Genomic DNA, 22,293 nt, shown 5'->3' on the forward strand with positions numbered 1-22,293 from the left:
AAAATTCTTTCCATCCCTTTCTGCATCTTCGAAATGGACAAATCGGGAGATCACCCAGCCTTTTTCGCTCGGTTGCTCCCCGACCATCTAGTTACTATATCCACACCACTTAAGCAGAAATGCAGCGTACGTTTTTGTAACCGTTTTGACACTGTCAAGGTCAACCCACTCATTTGGCGCATGAAGCCCATCGCCTGTCGGTCCATAGCAAGTGGAAGGAATATCATAGTACAGGTTATAAAATCTCGCATCAGTCGTGGCTGTGAATGATCCAGTTTCCATTGGTTCTTCTACAACGGCCATATGAGCCTCGTTTAAAACATCGAAAAGCTCTTGATTCGGATCAATTGAAAACCCTTCCGCATGGAAGCCGTAAAATGAAATTTCCGGCGGATTTTCTCTTAACCACTCATCCTTTTTTGCAGCCGCCAACAAATAAGCCTTTAATTCGTCCTTTACATCCTGCGGTTTTACCCCCGGAGGAAATCCGACTCTTGCTTCAACAGTACATTCGGAAGGAACCGATGAAGGCCAATCTCCTGAATGGATTTTTCCAATATTGATGTTATACGGATGAGGGTGATCAGCAAAGTCCTTATGCCTTTCTCTGCTGTTCAGCTCTTTTTCATAATCCAAAAGGGCATTGATCATTTTATACCCTTCCATAATAGAGTTTACAGCTTTGTCAGCCCTTTCAGTATGTGCACCTAAACCTTTGACTTTCACCCTGACCCATATCACCCCAACTTGAGCGGTTAGTCCCTTTTGTCCAAGTACGGGCTCGGGAATAAGAGCTGCATCTGCTTTAAATCCTGCTTCTATCGCTGCAAGGGCACCATTTCCCGTACACTCTTCTTCTGTTACCGTTTTGATAATGACGTCTGATGAAAGCTTGATGCCTGCGTCGCGAACAGCTTTTAACGCAAAGATCATAGCAGCCACACCTGATTTCATGTCAGCAGTTCCACGGCCGTACATTTTATTGCCGACGATTTCAGCACCCCATGGATCATGTTCCCAAAACGAAACAGGTTCCGGACTGACAACGTCTATATGCCCCTGAAAGATCACGCTTTTTCCTTTCTTTTCACCTTCAGTGCGATACTCTCCGATGACAACCGGCCTATCCTCATATGACCAGTCGGAATCTGAATAACCGGGGTGCGAGGACAGCTTTTCGGGATCAGGGATCACTTTAGTTACATCCAAGCTCATTTCTTTTTCCAAAAAATCAGCAATAAAGTGCTGGACCGGTGCCTCATTGCCAAGAGTTGACGGGAATCGGCAAATCTTTTGCAAAAATGAGACTTCTTCATCCCACGATGTGTCTATCTGATTAAATATTTTTTGTAAAGTTAAGTCGGTTTCCGCTTTCATCACGTATGTCTTCTCCTTACCTTTGTAATCTTTCTTTCGGTTTGCAAATCGTAAAAATAATTCGAGCAATGCTGCTCCGCTATGGGCCATTGTGCTATGCTTTCTTTTTTAAAACCACATCTTGACTGTCTCTTCCCGGTGAGGAACTTTTTCGTTATTGATTAAACGTCACCTCCCGACTTTTTAGTATTGCAAGAAGCGTGCCAAATAAAACTTATTTATTGGACCTAATATTGGTCTGTTTCTCAAAAATCAATTGAAAATCTTGCACTAAAAAAGTACAATTTTAAAATAATCAACTCACCTGATTCGATATCAATTCGATTTTTTGTCGATATTTTTATATTAGATCATACTGAATCGAAATAGACTCTATTGGAGGAATGGAGGAAAAAGATTTGGAGAAGCTGTTTGAACTAAGCCATCAAAACCCGGCATTATTCGTTGACATCTTAGAATCCATTAAAGATGCAATCTTAATTACGGATCATGAAGGAACAACGCTTTGGTTGAATTCCGCAAGTGAAGAGATGCACGGCATTCCTAGAAATAAAATTACCGGTAGAAACGTAAGAGATCTGGAAAAGGAAGGTTTATTCGAACCTTCCGTATTGCGAATGACCCTTGAGGAAGGTAAAAATGTCAGTACTGTTCAAACCGTGGGCAATGGAAAAAAATATATTGCAACAGGGCATTTAGTAAAAAATAAAGATGGAAAGGTAATTGCTGCCGTCGCACATTTGCGCGATATTACGGACGCAGTAAAAAACACATCAAAACTCCAGGAAATTGAAGAGTTATTGGAAAAGTACAGTGCCCAAATTAGAAAGTTGACAAACATGCAAAAGAATAGCAATAGAGCTGAATATGTTAACTTTGGCGGGAAAAGCAAGAGCCGTGTGAGTGCCAGAAAAATTATCGAAAAAATTGCCGCTGTTGATACAACAGCTTTAATCGTAGGTGAGACGGGGACGGGCAAAAGCTTGACCGCAGAAAAGATTCATATGTTAAGCAAAAGAAAAAACGGACCTTTCATACAGATTAATTGTGCATCCTTACCAGACTCCCTCTTGGAATCCGAATTATTCGGTTATGAGAAAGGATCTTTTACAGGAGCAACTTCAAAAGGAAAACAGGGGTTGATTCAGGCAGCCGAAACTGGAACGTTATTTTTAGATGAGATCGGCGAGATGCCAATACACTTGCAGACAAAAATATTACATTTTCTTCAATCGAAAACATATATGCCGATCGGTGCAAGAGAGCCAAGATATGCAGATGTACGGATTATTGCAGCAACCAACAGGGATTTAGAAGGTATGCTTGCTGAAGGGACGTTTCGTTCGGATTTATTTTACCGATTGAATATACTGACAGTGAAGATGCCGGCTTTACGGGAAAGCCGCGATGATATCAAAGATTTGGCCATTTACTTTTTGGATCTGTACAATGGGAAATACAATAAAAGCAAACACTTCTCAGAGGGAGTGTTAAAAAACTTTTTGCAATATTCCTGGCCGGGAAATGTACGGGAGCTGGAAAATTTAATCGAACGCCTTGTGATATTATCAGAGGATAAAGTCATTGAGGAAAAGGACCTGCCTCAGAAAATGATCCGGCGGAATATGCTTTCAAGTTCACCATCTCATTCAAATCATGCAACAATGCCAGAAATACTGGAAGAAATGGAAAAAAAGATGATCATCGATGCTCTTGAAAAAGAAAACTCGACAAGAAAAGCGGCCAAATATTTAGGCGTTACACAATCGTTGCTCATGAGGAGAATTAGAAAATATAATATTCAGCTCGTAGTTGAGGCGAGCAAATCGTTTGTGAAATAACTTATCGCCTAAGGCAAAAAAGATTATTGTCAGCATACAATATAAGTGGCGCCATAGGCCGGAACATCTTGTTTGCAGGCACTATTTTTTTTGGTAAACTGATGTTTACAAGAGAACATTTCAGGAGGAAATACGATGCTGCTAATGAAGGATATTATCCGGGACGGGCATCCCACTTTAAGAAAAGTCGCTAAAGAAGTGCCGCTTCCGCCTGCTCCCGCTGACATAGAAACATTAAAAAGCTTGGAAGAATTTCTAAAAAACAGCCAGGATCCGGTCATCAGTGAAAAATACGGCCTTAGAGGCGGAGTCGGCCTTGCCGCACCGCAAATCAATGTTTCCAAGCGAATGTTTGCCATGCGTGTAAGCGATGATAAAGGAAAGGAGTACAATTATGGGTTCATCAACCCGAAAATTGTAAGCCATTCGGTTGAAAAAGCTTATTTGACATCAGGCGAAGGATGCCTGTCAGTTGACAGGAGTATTCCGGGATATGTATTCCGGCACGCAAGAATTACGGTAAAAGGCTATAATGCGGAGGGCGAAGAAATAAAACTCCGTTTACGGGGCCTCCCGGCCATCGTCTTCCAGCACGAACTCGATCACCTGAACGGCATCATGTTTTATGACCATATCGACAAAAAGAATCCGTTCCAACTGAAAGAAGAGGCGATTCCAATCGAAAATTAAATCCGGATTAGTCCGGGTTTTTTTCATTTCATTGTTTCAAAAGATCCAGCCAACAGGCCCACTTCCTTCAACCCGTTTACAATCCCGTCATTTTCCACATCTGTTGTTACAATATCCGCATGTTCTTTTACCACATCATGTGCATTGCCCATAGCTACGCCGGTTCCCACTTCTCGCAGCATTTCTATATCATTCATGCCATCCCCGAATGCATACACATCTTCCATTTTGAAACCGAGCCGTTTAATCAGTTGCCGGATCCCCCTTGCTTTTGACCCGCCTTTTGGAACGATGTCCAGCGCCAGTTCATGCCACCTGATGAATGACACTTCATGAAAGGAAGATAAATATTCCGCTTCATTCTCCTTGGTGAATAACAGAGCCTGGTATATATCTTTTTTCGTGTAAAATTCAGGATCGTAATCGGGGTAAGCCAATTTCAGTGTTCCCAGGCTCTTTCTGACACGGTCATTGTTTTTCGTGTTTGTTTTTAATGTCGCCTCATTCATATAAACCAGGGCATGTTCATGCCTGTTGGCCGTTTTCTCAATATTTTTCAATATCTCCTTGTTTATGGCATTTGCAGCAATCACTTTGTTCTCAAAAACTACATATTGTCCATTGAAGCAGACGTAGGAATCAATATTTAGCTCCTTCAGCAAAGAAGAAATCATAAAGGGGGCCCTTCCGGTTGCAATAGCCGTATAAATCCCATTTTTCTGCAATGTGTGAACCGCTTCCTTGGCTGATGCCGGCAGGTTTTTATCCCCGTCCAATAACGTACCGTCAATATCAAAAAATACAATTTTATTCATGTTCAACCACATCCACTTTGTTATTTCCAATGATATCCATGATGGAGAATCCTATTTTCAGCATATAATAAAACCAATAAACTTGCACAAAAAGAGGCTGCGGATTCCAAGAGGCTTTTACTTTGGACAAAAATCGGTTAAAATGAATGTAAGGAGTGATTCACCATGTTTAAGAAGCTAAGACGGAAGCTTTTAAAACAATGGAAAGATTTGCTCAAGAAAAAGACAATTGCCTGATGATTCAAATATCACCGTTTACAAACCCTCTTTTTTCAGAGGGCTTATTCTTTTATTATATATCATTCCTCCCTGGAAAATCCCCGCGCGTTAAAACATGCATTCATTGCAGCTTTTTAATATAATAGAGAATATTGGAATTTGAACACGGAGCTAAGGAGAGAAAGTGATGATTTATAAAGTGTACTATCAGGACAGCATGACGGAGATGCCTGTCCGGGAAAATACGAAAGTTTTGTTTGTTGAAGCCGGAAGTGAGCTCGAGGTACGCCGACATTTGAAAGACCGCCAAATCAATATCGAATTCATTCAACTGTTGGAAGGACCTTATCTTGAATATGAAAAGAACAGTCCGAACTTTAAATTGGAGACTGTATAGGATATGAAGTTTGTAAAAAATGATCAGACAGCTGTTTTCGCCCTGGGCGGTTTGGGTGAAATCGGCAAAAACACATACGGTGTACAGTTCCAAGATGAGATTATTCTGATCGATGCCGGAATTAAATTCCCTGAAGACGAGCTTCTCGGAATCGATTATGTCATCCCCGATTACACTTATATCGTCAAAAATGAAGATAAAGTGAAGGGACTTTTCATTACGCACGGCCACGAGGACCATATTGGCGGGATTCCTTACCTGCTGAGGCAAGTCAACATTCCTATCTATGCAGGAAAACTTGCCATGGGCCTGATTAAAAACAAGCTTGAAGAGCACGGACTTCTCAGGAAGACGACGCTTTATGAAATCAAAGAAGAGGATGTCATCAAATTCAGAAAGACATCGGTTTCTTTTTTCAGGACAACCCACAGCATCCCGGATTCATACGGGATTGTTGTAAAGACCCCGCCCGGAAATATCGTTCATACAGGCGATTTCAAGTTTGACTTTACTCCTGTTGGAGAACCGGCTAACTTGACGAAAATGGCGGAAATCGGAAAAGAAGGCGTCCTTTGCCTGCTGTCGGACAGCACAAATGCGGAAGTTCCCCATTTCACCATGTCCGAACGCAAGGTCGGGGCAAGCATTCAAGATATTTTCCGCAAGGTGGACGGCCGGATCATATTTGCAACATTTGCATCAAATATCCACAGATTACAACAGGTTGCTGATGCAGCGGTAGCCAATGACAGAAAAGTTGCTGTTTTCGGGAGAAGTATGGAAGCAGCAATCGAAATCGGCCAAGAACTGGGATACATCCGCGCTCCAAAGGATACATTCATCAATACGCAGCAGCTTAACAGGCTGCCGGCAAATAAAGTGACGATCCTTTGTACCGGAAGCCAAGGTGAACCAATGGCCGCATTATCGCGCATCGCCAATGGGACGCATCGCCAAATACAAATTCAGCCAGGGGATACGGTTGTGTTTTCATCATCTCCCATCCCCGGAAACAAAAACAGTGTCAATCGAACGATCAATCTTTTATACCGTGCGGGAGCCGACGTCATTGCAGGCTCGCTGAACAATATCCATACTTCAGGGCACGGCGGACAGGAAGAACAGAAGCTGATGCTGCGGCTCATGAAACCGAAATTCTTCCTTCCGATCCACGGGGAATTCAGAATGCAGAAAATGCATGCACAATTGGCCGTTGACTGCGGAATTCCTGAAGAAAATTGCTTTATCATGGATAATGGAGATGTCCTTGCACTCAGCTCCGATTATGCGGAAGTTGCGGGTAAAATAACGTCCGGATCTGTATATATCGATGGTAGCGGAATCGGGGACATCGGCAATATCGTCCTGCGCGACCGCCGGATCTTATCAGAAGAAGGCCTTGTCATCGTTGTAGTATCCATTGACATGGACAAGTATAAAATTGCGGCAGGACCCGATATCATTTCCCGCGGCTTCGTCTATATGAGGGAATCCGGAGATTTGATCAATGAAGCCCAAAGAATGCTCTCAAAGCATTTAAATAAAGTCATGGATCGCAAGACAACCCAATGGTCTGAAATTAAAAATGAAATTACGGACACATTATTGCCGTTCTTGTACGAAAGAACGAAAAGACGCCCGATGATTTTGCCAATTATCATGGAAGTCTAAATCTGTGATGTGAATAAAAAAGTACCGCCTGCATGGAATGCAAGGCGGTACTTTTTTACTGTTTAGAAAGTTTAAAATTTGGCCAAGTTTTCTATATGAAATGATGATATGATATGTCCAGCTTCAGGCGCCATCGGCTCGAGGTCATAAGCCAATCGCTGATGAAGGCAAACTACGCCTTCTTCAGCGATTGGCTTATGCTTGTCGCCGATAAGCGAGCGCCTTGCGCTTTTCTTATTCAACTAATACTTTTTTCTCAAAGCGGTTAATGTCGGTATCCGCGCCAATAATGATTAAAATATCGTTCATCTGCAACGGATCATTGGCCTGCGGCGAGACGATAATTTCTTTTCCCCTTTTAATGGCGACGATATTCAGTCCGTATTTTGCCCGTATATCCAATTCAACAAGCGTATACCCTGCCAACAAATCATTGACCATCACTTCGACGATACTGTATTCCTCCGACAGTTCAAGATAATCGAGGACATTGGTGGAAACGATATAATGCGCAATCCGTCTTCCCATATCGCGCTCAGGGTGAACGACGTGGTCTGCCCCGATTTTCCGAAGCACCTTTTCATGGTAATCGTTTTGCGCTTTAACAGTTATGTGTTCAACACCCAGTTCTTTCAAAATAATCGTTGTCAGGATGCTGGATTGGATATTATCCCCTATGGCGACGATGACATGGTCAAAATTGCGTATTCCTAAACTTTTCAAAACGTTTTCGTCCGTAGTGTCGGCAATGACTGCCTGTGTCGCTATGGAAGCAAATTCATTGACACGGTCTTCACTGATATCGATGGCCATTACTTCCATCCCCTGCTCTGTCAGGGAACGGACAATGCTCCCGCCGAAACGCCCGAGGCCGATAACCGCAAATTCTTTTTTCAACTTTCATTCCTCCACTCTTGCTATGCTGCCATTTTAGCATACTTGGAAGTCATTAACATACAAAACATCGCTTAAGTACTGCTAAACCGTAAAAAAAAGCAAACTCATCTGTTAAGACGAATTTACTTTCTGATGACCCCATTTTTAAAAGCATAAATGACAGCCTGCGTCCGGTCCTGCACTTCCAGTTTGCTCAATATATTGCTGACGTGTGTTTTAACTGTTTTTAAAGTGATAAAAAGCTCATCCGCAATTTCTTTGTTTGCTTTCCCTTCAGTCATTAATGTGAGAATTTCCATTTCGCGGTTCGTTAAATCTTCATGGAGGGGGCGCATTGTGCCATGATGCAGCTTTTTCATCATTTTATCCGTAACCTCGGGTTCCAGGACTTTCTGTCCTTTGTAAGCGGATCTGACAGCATCCGCTATATCGCTGGCTTTGGAGGTTTTTAACATATACCCGGCGGCTCCCGCCTCCAGTGCCGGATATACTTTTTCATCATCCAAAAAGCTTGTTACGATCAGTACCTTCGCTTCAGGCCATTCCTCCAGAATTGCTCTCGTGGCATCAATTCCGTTCATGCCTTCCATGACCAAATCCATTAATATGATATCCGGGCGCAGCGACAAGGCAAGGTCAACGCCTTGTTTTCCGTCCACCGCTTCGCCGATCACTTCTATATCCTCTTGAACTGATAAATAGGCCGAAACACCAATTCGGACCATTTCATGATCATCAACTAACAAAACTTTGATCATTTTTCATCCTCCCTCCTGGTTTGGCAGAGGAATTTTCACTTCGATACTTGTTCCCCTTCCCGGCAAACTGACGATCTTGACATTTCCTCCAATTTCCGACGCTCTTTCCCTCATGTTTGTTAATCCATAGGAACCGGCTTTTTGATCGTCCATGCTGAAGCCTTTACCGTCATCAACCACCTTTAAAAATACGAATTGATCCACTTCCATCATATGGACTTCAAGCGTTTTTGCTTTAGCGTGTCTTAAAGTGTTTGAAACCGCCTCCTGCAATATGCGGAATAAGTGGTCTTCAATTCCTTTTTCCAATTGAACGTCCTGTAAATTCCATGTAACCTTCAAAGGCAGTTTGGCCGTCAATTCGGACAGCAGTTCCTGCATGCCTGCCTTTAGGGTTTTGCCTTCCAACTGAATCGGCCTGAGATGAAGAAGCAGTGCCCTCATTTCGGATTGGGCTTCATTTATGATTTCTTCGACCAAAGCTCTTTGTTTTGCAGTGGTTTCACTTGTTGGATCAGGGCTTTGATTGATTGCTGATAAAAGCATCGTTGCAGCAAAAAGCTGTTGGCTGACAGAATCATGAAGTTCTCTTGCCAGCCGATTTCTCTCCTGAGTGAGAACCTCTTCTTTTAATTCGCGGTTCCATTTCACCCGTTCGTTGGTGAATTTTTGATATAACAGCGTTTGCTCTTTTAGCCTGGCTCGTATGTTATCGATCCCTTGCCAGATTGACGGAAAATTATCGTTTTTTGCGGGCGGAATAGTTACCCGGTCATAATTTCCCCCTTCCAGCTCCAAAAGGCTCCATTCAATCTTTTCTACCTTTTTATCAATAGAGATTCCGACTATGTAACCGGCGATCGAACCCACCAATAAACATATGGCGAGGATAAAAAACACATTCGGAACAAGCAAATAATTTTTTTGCATCAATGATTGATACCAATCCGTATCAACAGTGAATAGAAAAATCAAAAGAACAAATAGAAAAACGAAGAGGGCCAGAGACGCAAAGTAAAATGACAAAGTTCTGGCCATTTTCATGTGCGTCTCACCTCAACATCCCCAAAAATGACACTTGTAACAATTTTTATTTTCCGGGATGTTTTATCATCTCCGTCTGAATAGTAAATGACGTTGGAATTCAACAGCTCTTCTTCCTGATTGAAAATATTTAATTTGCCGCTGATTGCTGAGTGATTAATGGTTACGGAAGCATCAATAGGCACGATGAGCTGAATATTGCCAACTAAACCACGAATGAGAACGACACTTTCTCCCGGCGGAAGCATGGTCATTCCCAGATCGATGATCGTATTTCCAAACCCGCACTGTATATTAATATCATCCCACTCAAATATTTCATTGACAACCCTTCGGGTTCCGGAAAGCATGTTCTTGATAAAGGGTGTTTTTCTGTTGACTTTTGTCTTTTGGTCAGGCGGAACTGTGTTTACATTTATTCTCTTTGGCTGATTTTTCGTTTTTGAATACTGGATGAGTGCATAAACGGCTGCTGCGATAATGAAAATTTTAAAAACAGCCGTGGATATGATAGGGATAAAAACAAGTGAAACACCAATGATTAGATAAATCTTCTTTGAATCTTTGTGCTTATGGCTTTTCCAATAAAATATGATGAAACAACCGATGAGAAGAGGGACAAATAGCTTCCAATTGAGCAGAAGCTCCAGCGCCACTCCAATTCCTGCGAACAGCATGGCCCAGCCAATTTTGCTGTTTCTGCTGAAGTTTTTCATTGGTGTCCCTCCTCATCGATAAATTGCTCAGTTCTGATCCTCTTCTATTCTATCACGAATGATCGCTTAATTCGCTGGAATCTTGTTTGTTTAATTCTTTTGCCAGTTGCTGAATACGTGCATCAAATATGCTGATCTCATATTCATCATTCGCTTTCTTTTCTTCCCGTTCAAATAACTTTCCGATGTTTTCCATATTTTCGGCGGGAATTCCAAATTCGGTTTCTTTCAATACCCTGTTCATTTTGTTTTTCATTAAGACGACGTTTTCCTGGCCCATAAGCTCCAATCGTTTCATATGCATATCTTTCAGCTTCAACTTCATTTCCCGGTACTTTTGTTCCAGTTCTTCCAATTGGTTCACTGAATTGTCATAGGCATGTTTCAATCGCTCGGCACGTTCCTCATATTGAGCCTGTTCGCGCAGTGCAATTTCCGATAAATCCTCTGCCCCTACTTTTAAGGCAATCTCCCCTTGCTCTTTTCTTTTTTCAGCCATTTTCTCAATCTGCTGCCATTCTTTGTAAAATTCATCCCTCAAAAGCTTCTGTCTTTCTATCAGTTTTGAGGCTTTTTTTACTTCCGCTTCGCTTTCGCGTAAATATTGATTTAATAAAGAGATTGGATTTGGCTTTTTCTGCTTATCAGCAATTTCATAAAAATCATCTTTTACAGCTTGCTTAATTTTTTCAAATAAAGTGTTCATCTTTTCAGTCTCCCTTGTTTTAAATTTTTGTCCGGCCTTTTTCAAGATCATTCCATTGGCGTTCAAAACTCGTGAATGGATCGTGCTTTGTATCACAATCCTCTGCTTTTTCCTTTTTCCAGTTTTTATATCCCACATAAAGGACATAAACGGCTGCTATTCCTGCCAATGCCGGCAAATTGCCCAGTAAACCGGACAACCCGATCACTCCAAGGATCCCCCAGGCAATTTTTTGCCATGTGGAGCGGGTTTTTAAAAACTGTTTCAGCGAATAATAGACGATGATCAGGCTAATCGCCAACCCGACAATATTTCCCAGGCTTGCAACAGCGATGATCGCCAAAATGACAGCCAAAGTAAAAGTAAGCAGGTTTTTCATTTTGATCTCCCCTTTCGTACTTGTTGACTCTATCTTAAAGAATGAACGGCCTTCGCCAAACGACCTTAAGCCGTGTTTTTCACTCGGACCAGAGACTGAGATACGAAAAATAACAGGCTGCAACACCGGTCAACAAGACAAGACGGTTATAAATATAAAAATCCGACGTTGAACACGTCGGATTAGTACTTCTGGTTCTTTTGCCTAGCCTTTTGTTTTCTTCCTTTCATGACATCCCCTGTCCATCCTTTTTCATGCAGCCACCAATAAATCAAACCTGTTGAAAGCAAAATCACTCCCCAAGCGAATGCATATCCATATTTCCAGTCAAACTCCGGCATATATTTAAAGTTCATTCCCCATAATGCGCCCAACACGGTAATGGGAGTGACGAGGACAGTAAATACTGTCAAAGCCTTTATAATTTCATTTCCCCGATATGAATATACGTTCATATTAATATTCAGAAGCGTTTCAATTTGGTTATCGTAATGATACAGCAGCTTCATTGTCCGCTCCACCCGGATGACCGCTTTCCGATAAGCATCCATCTCTTCCACCTGATCCAAATACGCTTCCCTCAAGGCTAATAGCAATTCTTCCACAGGTATTGTAAGTTGTTTCAAAAAAAGCATATCTGAGCGGCATTCAAATATTTCCTCCAGGAGGTTTCCGTGATCTCGTCTTCTGACTTTTTTTTCAAGACTTAAAAGCTTTTCTTCAAAATCATCAATTCCATCCAGAAAATTGTTTACGACTTTCCCAATAATCAACAGAAAACCTTCAATCGCATTTTCACACATGCGGAATTGTTCCAATACGGATTTAAGGTCATAATCAAAAATAGAATCTATGTCCAAATCAATTGTAATTAGAAGATCCTTTGATATATAGAAATGAAGCAATTCATAGGAATCAGCATTTTCCGGATCGCATAAATAGTTTAATGACCCGACAAGGGCGGAGTTGTTGGCCTTGTCAAGTGTCATGATATCCAAGGATGTCGATTTTATACTTTTGGCGTTTTTCATCCAAAGCCCAAATTCTGAAGACTTCCTTTTTAGCTGTTCAATCTGATCCTCATCTTCAAAATCCAAATCAATCCAAGTCCACCCATGCTCGAATTGATGGGCTTTTTTAATTTCTTCGCTCCTCATCCGCTATACCCCTAACCTGTTTTAATCATTTATCTATTCCCTCTTTTACGCGAAATTATTCTTTGCATTGCAAGCGGACGACCTTCTGTTTGCCCTAGAGGATGAAAAGCTGATACGGCGCAAGTTTGAAATCTGGCTGAATTGAAAGATAAAGTGAAACTTTAATCAGTGGGGGTTTTCTTCATCCCCCACTGATTGTTAGTTGAACGAATCGGGCTTTTACAGGCAGTTGATCTCCCGCCTAAACTACCTGATTCATCTAAAGTTTTGAGGTGGGAGTCTTACTGTCCGTTAATGCGGGATAAAAATAATGATATGTCAAAAATTCATTGGTCGGCCTTTTCGGTTAAGTGAGTCCAGCCATCCTTTTGGATAACTTTTCCCTCTTTCATCAGCTTGCCCAATGCCCGTTTGAAGGACCCTTTACTCATTTGGAAACGGTCCTTTATATCTTGGGGAAGGCTCTTATCCCAGTAAGGCATATTCCCGCCGCGTCCCACGAGATAGCTGTATATGCGTTCAGCATCCTCATCAATGGCTTCGTGCACCCTTGGAAGAAGCGATATATTGATCGACCCATCTTCCTTGACACCGATCACCCTGCCCTCCACCATTTCTCCCAGACGAGGCTCCCTTGTTCTCTCCGAATGGTGGATGAAACCAAGATACCCTTCTTCAGTGATAATGTTTGAGCCCTCCATCAAAAGACGGTAAACTGTCCCTTTTACATTTTTATTAAACAAGTTTTTATCGGCAGGTGTTGCCAGTCTGCGAATATTTTCTTCGGTTGCCAGCATCCCAAATAGCCTGTTTTTCTTATCTGTTTTTAATGTGCAATAAAGCCTGTCGCCCCTTGCGGGCCATAGACGGGGCAATTCGGGCAAATCATCTTTAGAAACAAGGATGTCTTTCGTTAATCCGATATGTATGAAAACACCCAAATTTTCTTTGACTTCCACCACTTCAGCCCATCCGAAATGCCCTTTTCTAATTTCCGGAATTTTTAATGTCGCTGCCAGCCTTCCTTCGTGATCCTGATATAAAAAGACGGTCTGTTCCTGTTGTGGATCAAAGCCATCCGGAACTTCCGTGTGATGAAGCAGGACATCCTCTTCCCCATCAGTCAAAAAGTATCCAAACGGCACTTCGCGTGCCCCATATAATTGAACAACCGTTCCAGCTTCCAATCTTGACATGTGATCTACCTTCCTTCGAATGATAACCATTTACAATAATCCCCATTATACCATTACACTATTCGAAAAGCGTGGGCGCCCGTTTCTTAAAAAAATCTTCCGCCATTCAGACGGAAGATGATATTATTCAGATATTAAGGTAATGTTTCCCTTTTGGCTTTGTCAACAAGGACAAGTATTTTTCCATTATTCACTTCATCGTGATAGCGGTGTGCGTCGTCTTCGGGAATTCCCATTCCGATCAAAGCACCGGCAAGCCCTCCTACTCCCGCTCCTGCAGCAGCCCCTGATAGACCGGCTACAATCGGTCCGGCTGCGATAACCGGTCCAATTCCCGGGATCGCCAACGTACCAAGTCCGGCTAGCACCCCTCCCAATCCTCCAAGCACACCGCCGGTCGCAGCGCCGGTTGCCGCACCTTCAGGAGCTTTTGTATCTGTTTCATGAGTAATGTGATCCACTTCCTGCCTGTTTTTACTAATGACGGATATATCGTCCTGGCTGTAGCCATCCCGTTTCAGCTGTTCGACTGCACTTACCGCTTCCTGTTCCGTATCATAGGAACCTATCACATATTTTTCTTCCATGGAAAAAACCTCCTTCTGCTTTTTATACTATTGGATTACCCCTGGGAAATGTTTGTAAACACTGCCCGGGAAGCTTGCGTTATGGAGTCTGATTCATGGCCCGAATAAAATGTGAATTTTTTAACCTTTTTCTCTATTAAAATTGTGACAGATATGTTAACATGTAAATCGAAATATCAATATTCATGTAGAAGCTTGGGAAATGAACATAATACCTGAACGGTTGGCACTTGACAGCGTACCTGTTAAAGACTAACCACCGCAAATCGCCTTATCCAATGACAGGCCATATTTGACGGTGGTTTTTTGGTCTTGCTTTATATATATTTCTATTTGAACATTAAGTCGTATTATGTAAAATGATTCATTCCTTCTATATGTTTTTGATATTTTTATAAGTTGTTAACGGTTTCACCAATGCAGGAACTATTTCATTAAGGAGGGTATAATAATGGAGAAACTGAAAAACAGGTGGCTGATTGTTGTATCTGCAGTCGGCATACATATTTCAATCGGTTCAGTCTATGCCTGGAGCAACTTTACAAACCCGCTGATGGAGGAATTTAATTGGACCGCAAGCCAGGTGCAGCTGACATTCAGTCTCGCTATCTTGTTCCTGGGACTTTCAGCAGCCTTTTTAGGCCATTTTGTTGAAAAGCACGGTCCGCGCAAAGCAGGCCTTCTCTCTTCCATATTTTTTGGAGTTGGTGTTTTTTGCTCAGGCTTCGCAGTAAAACTGGGGTCTTTGCCTTTGCTTTACATATGCTATGGGGTCATTGGCGGAATCGGTTTGGGTGTCGGCTATATAGCCCCGGTATCAACCCTTGTCAAATGGTTTCCTGACAGAAGGGGCATGGCTACAGGAATGGCCATCATGGGATTCGGATTTGCGGCAGCCATCAGCAGTCCAATCATGGATTTCCTCATAAAAAACGCTGGCATCGCCAATACTTTCTTTATTTTGGGAGCAGTCTATTTCATTATTATGACTTCCTCCTCCCTTTACCTTGCAAAACCGCCTGAGGGATGGATGCCGAAAGGTTTCAAGGAAAAAGTGGAATCAGGAAAAGTATCGACGGATCTTTCCCAGCTGACTGCCAATGAAGCAGTAAAAACACCGCGCTTTTACTATCTATGGATCATGCTGTTTATCAATGTCACCTGCGGTATTGCCATTTTATCTGCAGCCAGCCCGCTTGCTCAGGAAAGCATCGGCCTTTCATCCATCGAGGCTGCTGCATTGGTCGGAGTGCTGGGCATCTTTAACGGTCTCGGGCGAATAGGCTGGGCAACCGCCTCCGACTATATCGGCCGGCCTAATACTTATACGGTTTTCTTTACGATCCAAATCGTTTTATTCGCCCTTCTGCCATTTACAAGTGTATCCATTTTATTCCAAATCATGCTTGCTGTCATCCTGACTTGCTACGGAGGAGGCTTCTCCTGCATTCCGGCCTATATCGGAGATATATTCGGAACGAAGCAGCTGGGAGCTATCCACGGCTATATATTGACTGCATGGTCAGCCGCTGGAATCGCCGGACCAATGTTTGCGGCTAAAATTAAGGATATGACAGGGAGCTACGGAAACAGCCTGTTGTTCTTTGCAGCATTATTTGTCGTCGCATTTGCCGTTTCACTTATTATCCGGGTTGACATTAAAAAGGTAAAAAAGAAAAAAGACTTAGTAACCAATTAAACAGGTAGTTGAGATATCCTGCAAACATGGTAGAATGGTAGTATGCACCAAGACAAGAGGTTATTGGATGATGAGAAATTATGAGGCGGAGTTCAGTAATTTAGTAAGATCTTTTCGAAAACGCCATATGGGCAAAGGTCCCAGTAAAATAAAGACGACTTTTTGCAAAAACTGGGCGATTTGCGAAATGGAAGGCAATTTATCGCCGGTCGAGAAATTTATCGCAAGCGCAGAAGATGGAAAACAGATGGTCAGGGCCGCCAGAACGGAGATGGTAAAAGAGATGTACCGAAAAAACCATCCTGTCGAAATGGAAGAGCTGCTCGGTGCAAAGTTCCTCGATCTGTTTGTTGATATAGACATCGAAAAAGACCTGGGCATGTCAATTTTCATCTTTGATCAGAACCTGGAAGAAAAATTCAATACTAAATAAGTGAGTTGGCACTTGGCAGCGCACCTGTTAAAGACTAACCACCGCAAAGAATGCTTATTCAGGCGTTTTTGCGGTGGTTTTTTATTATAAAATAGATAGAAAGGAAGAATGAGAATGGGAAAAACAAAACATGAAGGCCCTATCAAATTGCCGAAAAAACCTGACCCAAAACATTGGGTAAGCCCGGTTCCATTCGGGCTTGGCAAAGTCAAACCGAAGCATATCCGGGACACGATGAAGGTGGTGCTTGAAAACAGCGATAACCTGCCGTACGCTTTCCGAATCCTGACACAGGGAGTATGTGATGGCTGTGCGCTTGGAGTATCAGGACTGTATGACCAAACCCTTGCCGGCCCGCATCTTTGCACGACACGGTTAAATGTACTGCGCCTGAACACGATGCCCGCCATAAAAGAGGAAATTCTTCATTCGGATATCGATGAACTGAGAAAACTGGACAGCACTGAATTAAGAAAACTTGGCCGGATCCCCTATCCGCTTTCGCGTAAACCGGGCGAGAAAAAATTCCGGAGAATATCATGGGACGAAGCGCTGGATTCAATTGCAAAAAAGGTGAAGGCGATCGATCCTAAACAAATGGCACTCTTTTTAACAGCCCGGGGAATCACAAACGAAGTATATTATACGGCCGGAAAGTTTGCCAGGTTCATAGGCACGAATAATATCGACAATGCATCAAGAATCTGCCACTCACCGAGCAAGACCGCTCTAAAAAGATCACTTGGCATCGGAGCATCCAGCTGCAATTATAAAGACTGGATCGGCACGGATGTCCTTATTTTCTGGGGGTCTGTTGCTGCCAATAACCAGCCTGTTTCAACCAAATACATGTATGCCGCAAAAAGAAAAGGCACAAAAATCATTTGCATCAATCCATACAAAGAACCGGCCATGGAGGGGTATTGGGTACCTTCGATAGCAGAATCCGCCCTCTTCGGAACTAAAATAGCCGATGATGTTTATCAGGTGAATATCGGAGGAGATATCGCCTTCATGAATGGAATCATGAAGCATTGGTTTGAAATGGAAGAAAATATGCCCGGCTCGGCGATAGATCATGATTTTGTAAGCAAGCATGCAAATGGGTATGAAGATTTGAAGGCACACGTGCAGAAGCAAAGCTGGGATCAGCTTGAAAAATCATCCGGAATCACAAAGGAAAGAATGCTGGAATTCGCGGAAGTGCTTGCCAATTCCAAAAGTGGCGTTTTTGTCTGGTCCATGGGATTGACTCAGCACCGGTTTGGAACCGATAATATTTCCCAGGTGGCCAACTTGGCAATCTTAAGAGGGTTCATCGGAAGGGAACATTGTGGAGTGATGCCGATTAGAGGGCACTCAGGTGTCCAAGGTTCAGGAGAAATGGGAGCCGATCCATTTGTTCTTCCCGGAGGAGATTTCGAGCCGGAAAACATTGAGCGGATGGAAAAGGTCTGGGGTTTTGACATCCCCAAATGGCAGGGCGATATTGTCGGCGTTTCTCTGGAAAATGCCGTACTTCCCGAAGATCACGAGAAAAAATTGAAAGTCTTTTATACATCTGGCGGCAACTTCCTTGAAACGATGCCTGATCCGGCATTTATGGAGGAATGCTTGAGCAGTGTCGACTTAAGGGTCCATCAGGACATCATTCTAAATACTTCCACGCTTGTAGACGCCCAGGAAGAAGTCATTGTCCTGCCTGCTCAAACGAGATATGAACAGCGCGGCGGCGGAACATCCACTTCAACTGAACGGATGGTCTATTTTTCCCCTGAAATCGAAGGGCCCAGAATCGAAGAAGCCCGCTCCGAATGGGAAATATACGTGGATTTGGCCGCACGGATCAAACCTGAGGAAAAACATTTGCTGAATTTTACAGAAGCGGAACAAATAAGGGCGGAAATAGCCATCGCCAACCCAAATTATGACGGAATCCAACATTTGAAAAATCGGGGAGATGTTTTTCAATGGGGTGGAGCATGGCTGTGCGAGGACGGAATCTGTCCGACCGAAGACGGAAAAGCCAACCTTCTGCCAATCGAGCTTCCGGAATTGCGCAAGCCTGATGGACATTTCTATGTTACGACAAGACGGGGCAAACAATTCAACTCAATGATCTACAGCGAGAAAGATCCTTTTAATGCAGCAGACCGATACGATGTCTTGATACATCCCGAAGATGCAAAAGAACTTGGAATATTGGAAGGCGAAGCCATTGTTGTTTATAATCAATACGGGACGTTCCAAGGGAAAGCAAGGTTTGCCGACACACGAAGAGGCAATATTTCCGTATATTGGCCCGAAGGTAATGTATTGCTGCAAAAAGGCATCTATGAACAATTCGCCGGAATTCCGGAATATAATATCAGTGTCGTTGTTGAAAAAGCAGACACGTACAATGCGCAGAAAGACATCAACTATTTGGAAAAGCGAATGGATGATCTCGAACAAGTAATTAGCTAAGAAGGTGGTTGTATGGAGCCTATCGTCAGGGATCGCCTGCAAGTATTGCGATACACCGGAAAATCACTTATTGAAATAGAGGATCAGGCTGCTGTAGAATATCCGCTTACAATCCATATCGACAATGAAGAGTTCGCAACAGTCGTTTGCACCCCTGCGAATTTGAAAGAGCTCGTAGTCGGCTTTTTGGCATCCGAAGGAATGATCAGAAACATCGGAGACATTTCTTCACTTGAGATAGATGAACATCAGGGATTTGCCTATGTGGAGTTGAAAGTGAAACAAGTGATCAGCAAAGAATATTACTCGAAACGAATGATCGGGTCATGCTGCGGCAAAAGCCGGCAGTTTTACTTCTACAATGATGCCAAAACAGCAAAAACGATCATGTCCAGGCAAAAAATCTCAGCCGGACAGTGCCTGGAACTGATGGAAGAAATGCAGAAAAGCTCCGAAGAATTCCAGCTGACAGGCGGTGTGCACAATGCGGCTTTATGCACCGAGGATGAACTGCTTTTCAGCTACTCTGATATTGGCCGCCACAATGCATTGGATAAAATATTCGGCCATTGTCTTATCAATAATATATCCTTAAAAGATAAAGTGATCGTTTTCAGCGGAAGGATTTCATCGGAAGTCGTATTGAAGGTTGCCAAAATCGGAGCAGGCATACTGATCTCAAAATCGGCCCCAACGACACTAGGGATAGATTTGGCACATGATCTCGGCATTACTGCGATCGGATTTGCAAGGAATGGCCAGTTGAATATTTACACACACCCTGAACGGATTGTCGCTGTTTCAAGCTAGAGCCGGAGGAAGTGCCTTCCGGCTCTAGCTTTTTTTCATAAGAAAAGACGCTTTTCGTAGAAAGCGCCTTTCCCTCTTTTTATTCTTTTTTCTCCAATTCACCCAACACACGGTTCACCCGTTTTTCAAGCATTTTCATTCCGCCGCCTCCGGCTTGGAAATGGCGTAATTGGCCGTCTTTATCAAATACGTAATAAGCCGGTACATATTCATTTTGGAAAGCATCTGCCAGCTTCAATTGGCTGTCAACAAAAATAGGCTGTGTGATATCATGCTCATCTGCAACTTTTTTAATCTCGTCTATGTCCAGGTCATTTTCAGATCTCGGCATATGAACGGCTACAACATTCAATTTATCCTTATATGCATCACGGAATTCGTTAACCTGAGGCATAGCTTCCTTGCAAAGGTGGCAGCTTATTGACCAATAGTGGATTAATGTAGGCTTCTCCCCTATCAAATCTTCTTTTGTCACCTGTCCGTTAAGCCATTCGGCTGCACCTTCCAGTTCAGGCATTGGTTCACGCAATTTCATAAAGCGATCCCTCTCTTCTTTGGAAAATTTTAAGCTCTGATATATGAAAGACAGACACAATTAGTGCCTGTCCTGTTAATGTCCGGCCGCCATCGGCTCGAGGTCGCTTTAGCGCTTATCTCCCCTAGACAGCGGCCTTCGCTTTTCTATTTTATTAAACGTTCAATGTTTCTTGGCCAGGTCTCCAGTTTGCAGGGCAAAGTCCACCAGTTTGCAACGCTTGAAGTACCCGAAGGGTTTCGTCAACGTCACGGCCGATGTTGTTATGGTTGACAACAGAGTACATCAATTCACCTTCCGGGTTGATGATGTACAATCCGCGAAGTGCGATACCTTCTTCTTCGATCAGTACTCCATATTCACGGGAAACAACATGGTTAGTATCCGCAGCAAGCGGGTATTTCAGATCGCCAAGACCGTTGTCTTTGCGATCAGTGTTGATCCAAGCCAAGTGAGTGTGGATAGTATCAGTGGATACACCGATTACTTCTGCATCCAAATCTTCGAACTCGTCATAGCGGTCGGAAAGGGCCGTAATTTCAGTTGGGCAAACAAATGTGAAGTCCATAGGATAGAAGAAAAGAACTGTCCATTTGTCGTTTTTCATGTTTTCTTCAAGGCTTACTTTACCAAATTCCTTGTTTGGCAATACTGCTTCCATTTCAAAGCGCGGTGCTTGTTTTCCTACCATACGTTCTGCCATTTAAAATCCCTCCGTTAAAAATTTACTATTTAACTGAGAAATGTCTATGTATTTTCTCAGTGCACTACCTCATCACAATAGTTATTATAGGATAATCCTAAGGACAAGTCAACATTAATTATAATAAATTTAAATAAAAAATCATTACTAATTAATGCGCTTGCCTTTTTACACCTTCTTATGTATCCCACAAAAACGGATAAATATTCCACCTATTTCAGTCTACCATGACTTTTATCGACAACAAAATAAAATGCTCCGTACCGCCATATCAAAGACGGGAGCATTCAGCCAATATCCCCATGATCCTCATTGAATTCACGGACAACATCCAAAAATGCCTGAACCTGCCTCAATTCAAAAGCGGAATCGTAGCCGAGCAGCCATGTATCACGTTTGATCGGCATCCCCTTTTCATCAAGGAGAGGGATTTGAAACATGTTTTTATCCGGGCCGTTCAGTGTAATGGCAGGCAGGATGGCATATCCAATTCCGTTGTATGCCATTTGCTTGCATGTCTCGATCTGGTCTACAACGATTGTTCTTTTTGGCGCCGTTTGAAATTGGCGATGCCACCAATCCTGGATCTCCTGATAATAATTCGAATCACTTTTAAACTGGATAAAAGGACGATCGGTTTGAAACACTTGTTCTATTTTTTTGATTTCCTTGTCAACAAGATAGAGACTGTCCTCAAATAAATGATATTTTGAACTTTTCCAATCCGTCGCTCCCCTGATGATGCCAATATGCACTTCCCCTCCGTAAAGCGCCTTTAGGATTTCACTGCTCCATCCGGTAATAAGTGAAATTTTCGCATTGGGGTACAAACTCACAAATTTCTTCAGTACTTTTGGGAGCCAATTTTGGCCAACGATCGAAGCGCAGGCTATTTTTAATGTCCCGTGTACATGCGTTTCAAGAGCCTGGATTTCTTCTACCACCTGTTCTTCTTTCTCCAGCATCTCTTTTGCAAATTTAATGACAATCTCCCCTGACGGGGTAAGAATCAAACCTTTCTGTGAACGGATAAATAATTTCGTTCCCCATTGCTTTTCTATATTCTGCAGCCGCTGGGACAAGGCAGGCTGGGAAACAAAAAGCTTTTCCGCTGCCTTCCGCATATTCATTTCTTCAGCAAGCACGGTTAGAAAACGTAAATCTGTGTTGGACATAAAAAAACCTCTTAATTTAGTA

The 22,293-nt window shown here is 42.8% G+C and carries 22 protein-coding genes; 8 read left to right on the top strand and 14 right to left on the bottom strand.

Annotated features, from left to right (window positions below):
- Window positions 1–87: 87 nt before the first annotated feature.
- On the bottom strand, window positions 88–1,377 hold the full coding sequence (locus D4N35_RS06830) for an ArgE/DapE family deacylase (protein WP_120071911.1): 1,290 nt from the start codon (window positions 1,375–1,377) through the stop codon (window positions 88–90).
- Between the two features lie 383 nt (window positions 1,378–1,760).
- On the opposite strand from D4N35_RS06830, the gene D4N35_RS06835 reads away from it, so the two are divergent.
- Together D4N35_RS06835 and def are read left to right on the top strand one after the other, a co-directional pair.
- Window positions 1,761–3,218, top strand: a complete 1,458-nt coding sequence (locus tag D4N35_RS06835; protein WP_235870318.1) for a sigma-54 interaction domain-containing protein — start codon at window positions 1,761–1,763, stop codon at window positions 3,216–3,218.
- A 135-nt stretch (window positions 3,219–3,353) separates the two neighbouring features.
- Window positions 3,354–3,908, top strand: coding sequence for a peptide deformylase (gene def, locus D4N35_RS06840; RefSeq protein ID WP_120071780.1), 555 nt, complete (start codon window positions 3,354–3,356; stop codon window positions 3,906–3,908).
- 23 nt (window positions 3,909–3,931) lie between these two features.
- Here the strand turns inward: def and D4N35_RS06845 are convergent, their stop codons facing one another.
- Window positions 3,932–4,723 carry a Cof-type HAD-IIB family hydrolase gene (locus D4N35_RS06845; RefSeq protein ID WP_120071782.1) on the bottom strand — a complete coding sequence of 264 codons (792 nt, stop codon included), beginning with the start codon at window positions 4,721–4,723 and terminating at the stop codon, window positions 3,932–3,934.
- 406 nt (window positions 4,724–5,129) lie between these two features.
- Between D4N35_RS06845 and D4N35_RS06850 the strand changes: the two genes are divergently transcribed.
- Both D4N35_RS06850 and rnjA read left to right on the top strand, forming a co-directional pair.
- Window positions 5,130–5,339: a DNA-dependent RNA polymerase subunit epsilon gene (locus tag D4N35_RS06850; protein ID WP_120071784.1), complete on the top strand. Its 210-nt coding sequence runs from the start codon at window positions 5,130–5,132 to the stop codon at window positions 5,337–5,339.
- 3 nt (window positions 5,340–5,342) lie between these two features.
- Window positions 5,343–7,010: a ribonuclease J1 gene (gene rnjA / locus D4N35_RS06855; RefSeq protein WP_120071786.1), complete on the top strand. Its 1,668-nt coding sequence runs from the start codon at window positions 5,343–5,345 to the stop codon at window positions 7,008–7,010.
- Window positions 7,011–7,244: 234 nt separating this feature from the next.
- Here the strand turns inward: rnjA and D4N35_RS06860 are convergent, their stop codons facing one another.
- From D4N35_RS06860 to D4N35_RS06900, 9 genes are all read right to left on the bottom strand, one after another.
- Entirely contained in the window at window positions 7,245–7,907 is a 663-nt protein-coding gene (locus tag D4N35_RS06860; protein ID WP_120071788.1) for a potassium channel family protein, read from the bottom strand.
- A gap of 122 nt (window positions 7,908–8,029) precedes the next feature.
- Window positions 8,030–8,665, bottom strand: a complete 636-nt coding sequence (locus D4N35_RS06865) for a response regulator (protein ID WP_120071790.1) — start codon at window positions 8,663–8,665, stop codon at window positions 8,030–8,032.
- A 3-nt stretch (window positions 8,666–8,668) separates the two neighbouring features.
- The gene (locus D4N35_RS06870; RefSeq protein ID WP_120071792.1) at window positions 8,669–9,709 is read right to left on the bottom strand and encodes a sensor histidine kinase; all 1,041 of its coding nucleotides are present in this window, start codon (window positions 9,707–9,709) and stop codon (window positions 8,669–8,671) included.
- A complete protein-coding gene (liaF, locus tag D4N35_RS06875) occupies window positions 9,706–10,425 on the bottom strand; it encodes a cell wall-active antibiotics response protein LiaF (protein WP_120071794.1) in 720 nt (239 codons plus the stop codon). The genes D4N35_RS06870 and liaF overlap by 4 nt, the downstream gene beginning before the upstream one ends.
- A 52-nt stretch (window positions 10,426–10,477) precedes the next feature.
- On the bottom strand, window positions 10,478–11,131 hold the full coding sequence (locus D4N35_RS06880; protein ID WP_164876305.1) for a PspA/IM30 family protein: 654 nt from the start codon (window positions 11,129–11,131) through the stop codon (window positions 10,478–10,480).
- 19 nt (window positions 11,132–11,150) lie between these two features.
- Window positions 11,151–11,510 (bottom strand): lmo0954 family membrane protein, encoded by a 360-nt coding sequence (locus D4N35_RS06885; RefSeq protein WP_120071798.1) that lies wholly within the window; start codon window positions 11,508–11,510, stop codon window positions 11,151–11,153.
- A 182-nt stretch (window positions 11,511–11,692) separates the two neighbouring features.
- Entirely contained in the window at window positions 11,693–12,667 is a 975-nt protein-coding gene (locus tag D4N35_RS06890; protein ID WP_120071800.1) for a magnesium transporter CorA family protein, read from the bottom strand.
- A 326-nt stretch (window positions 12,668–12,993) separates the two neighbouring features.
- Entirely contained in the window at window positions 12,994–13,863 is an 870-nt protein-coding gene (locus D4N35_RS06895) for a CvfB family protein (protein WP_120071802.1), read from the bottom strand.
- Window positions 13,864–13,997: 134 nt separating this feature from the next.
- Window positions 13,998–14,450: a general stress protein gene (locus tag D4N35_RS06900; RefSeq protein ID WP_120071804.1), complete on the bottom strand. Its 453-nt coding sequence runs from the start codon at window positions 14,448–14,450 to the stop codon at window positions 13,998–14,000.
- A 451-nt stretch (window positions 14,451–14,901) separates the two neighbouring features.
- Between D4N35_RS06900 and D4N35_RS06905 the strand changes: the two genes are divergently transcribed.
- The 4 genes from D4N35_RS06905 (at window position 14,902) to fdhD (ending at window position 19,858) form a co-directional block, all read left to right on the top strand.
- The gene (locus tag D4N35_RS06905) at window positions 14,902–16,149 is read left to right on the top strand and encodes an L-lactate MFS transporter (protein ID WP_120071806.1); all 1,248 of its coding nucleotides are present in this window, start codon (window positions 14,902–14,904) and stop codon (window positions 16,147–16,149) included.
- 70 nt (window positions 16,150–16,219) lie between these two features.
- Entirely contained in the window at window positions 16,220–16,582 is a 363-nt protein-coding gene (locus tag D4N35_RS06910) for a Na-translocating system protein MpsC family protein (protein ID WP_120071916.1), read from the top strand.
- Window positions 16,583–16,696: 114 nt separating this feature from the next.
- Complete coding sequence (locus D4N35_RS06915; RefSeq protein WP_120071808.1) at window positions 16,697–19,048, top strand: FdhF/YdeP family oxidoreductase; 2,352 nt, start codon at window positions 16,697–16,699, stop codon at window positions 19,046–19,048.
- A 12-nt stretch (window positions 19,049–19,060) separates the two neighbouring features.
- The gene (fdhD, locus tag D4N35_RS06920) at window positions 19,061–19,858 is read left to right on the top strand and encodes a formate dehydrogenase accessory sulfurtransferase FdhD (protein ID WP_120071810.1); all 798 of its coding nucleotides are present in this window, start codon (window positions 19,061–19,063) and stop codon (window positions 19,856–19,858) included.
- 79 nt (window positions 19,859–19,937) lie between these two features.
- On the opposite strand, the gene D4N35_RS06925 is transcribed toward fdhD, so the two are convergent.
- From D4N35_RS06925 to ccpC, 3 genes are all read right to left on the bottom strand, one after another.
- Window positions 19,938–20,393, bottom strand: a complete 456-nt coding sequence (locus D4N35_RS06925; RefSeq protein ID WP_120071812.1) for a TlpA family protein disulfide reductase — start codon at window positions 20,391–20,393, stop codon at window positions 19,938–19,940.
- A gap of 154 nt (window positions 20,394–20,547) precedes the next feature.
- Window positions 20,548–21,096 carry a peroxiredoxin gene (locus D4N35_RS06930; RefSeq protein ID WP_120071814.1) on the bottom strand — a complete coding sequence of 183 codons (549 nt, stop codon included), beginning with the start codon at window positions 21,094–21,096 and terminating at the stop codon, window positions 20,548–20,550.
- Window positions 21,097–21,383: 287 nt separating this feature from the next.
- Window positions 21,384–22,271, bottom strand: a complete 888-nt coding sequence (gene ccpC / locus D4N35_RS06935; RefSeq protein WP_120071816.1) for a transcriptional regulator CcpC — start codon at window positions 22,269–22,271, stop codon at window positions 21,384–21,386.
- Window positions 22,272–22,293 lie beyond the last annotated feature (22 nt).

This window comes from Siminovitchia fortis (assembly GCF_003605365.2).
Lineage (GTDB): Bacteria > Bacillota > Bacilli > Bacillales > Bacillaceae_C > Siminovitchia > Siminovitchia fortis.

Excerpts from the sequence above, each read along its gene's own strand:
- D4N35_RS06910 (WP_120071916.1), top strand. The coding sequence starts at position 16,220 with ATGAGAAATTATGAGGCGGAGTTCAGTAATTTAGTAAGATCTTTTCGA.
- D4N35_RS06880 (WP_164876305.1), bottom strand. The coding sequence starts at position 11,131 with ATGAACACTTTATTTGAAAAAATTAAGCAAGCTGTAAAAGATGATTTT.
- D4N35_RS06915 (WP_120071808.1), top strand. The coding sequence starts at position 16,697 with ATGGGAAAAACAAAACATGAAGGCCCTATCAAATTGCCGAAAAAACCT.
- def (WP_120071780.1), top strand. The coding sequence starts at position 3,354 with ATGCTGCTAATGAAGGATATTATCCGGGACGGGCATCCCACTTTAAGA.
- D4N35_RS06885 (WP_120071798.1), bottom strand. The coding sequence starts at position 11,510 with ATGAAAAACCTGCTTACTTTTACTTTGGCTGTCATTTTGGCGATCATC.
- liaF (WP_120071794.1), bottom strand. The coding sequence starts at position 10,425 with ATGAAAAACTTCAGCAGAAACAGCAAAATTGGCTGGGCCATGCTGTTC.
- fdhD (WP_120071810.1), top strand. The coding sequence starts at position 19,061 with ATGGAGCCTATCGTCAGGGATCGCCTGCAAGTATTGCGATACACCGGA.
- D4N35_RS06830 (WP_120071911.1), bottom strand. The coding sequence starts at position 1,377 with ATGAAAGCGGAAACCGACTTAACTTTACAAAAAATATTTAATCAGATA.
- D4N35_RS06925 (WP_120071812.1), bottom strand. The coding sequence starts at position 20,393 with ATGAAATTGCGTGAACCAATGCCTGAACTGGAAGGTGCAGCCGAATGG.
- D4N35_RS06850 (WP_120071784.1), top strand. The coding sequence starts at position 5,130 with ATGATTTATAAAGTGTACTATCAGGACAGCATGACGGAGATGCCTGTC.
- D4N35_RS06835 (WP_235870318.1), top strand. The coding sequence starts at position 1,761 with ATGGAGGAAAAAGATTTGGAGAAGCTGTTTGAACTAAGCCATCAAAAC.
- D4N35_RS06845 (WP_120071782.1), bottom strand. The coding sequence starts at position 4,723 with ATGAATAAAATTGTATTTTTTGATATTGACGGTACGTTATTGGACGGG.
- D4N35_RS06895 (WP_120071802.1), bottom strand. The coding sequence starts at position 13,863 with ATGTCAAGATTGGAAGCTGGAACGGTTGTTCAATTATATGGGGCACGC.
- D4N35_RS06890 (WP_120071800.1), bottom strand. The coding sequence starts at position 12,667 with ATGAGGAGCGAAGAAATTAAAAAAGCCCATCAATTCGAGCATGGGTGG.
- D4N35_RS06870 (WP_120071792.1), bottom strand. The coding sequence starts at position 9,709 with ATGAAAATGGCCAGAACTTTGTCATTTTACTTTGCGTCTCTGGCCCTC.
- rnjA (WP_120071786.1), top strand. The coding sequence starts at position 5,343 with ATGAAGTTTGTAAAAAATGATCAGACAGCTGTTTTCGCCCTGGGCGGT.
- D4N35_RS06905 (WP_120071806.1), top strand. The coding sequence starts at position 14,902 with ATGGAGAAACTGAAAAACAGGTGGCTGATTGTTGTATCTGCAGTCGGC.
- D4N35_RS06930 (WP_120071814.1), bottom strand. The coding sequence starts at position 21,096 with ATGGCAGAACGTATGGTAGGAAAACAAGCACCGCGCTTTGAAATGGAA.
- D4N35_RS06865 (WP_120071790.1), bottom strand. The coding sequence starts at position 8,665 with ATGATCAAAGTTTTGTTAGTTGATGATCATGAAATGGTCCGAATTGGT.
- ccpC (WP_120071816.1), bottom strand. The coding sequence starts at position 22,271 with ATGTCCAACACAGATTTACGTTTTCTAACCGTGCTTGCTGAAGAAATG.
- D4N35_RS06900 (WP_120071804.1), bottom strand. The coding sequence starts at position 14,450 with ATGGAAGAAAAATATGTGATAGGTTCCTATGATACGGAACAGGAAGCG.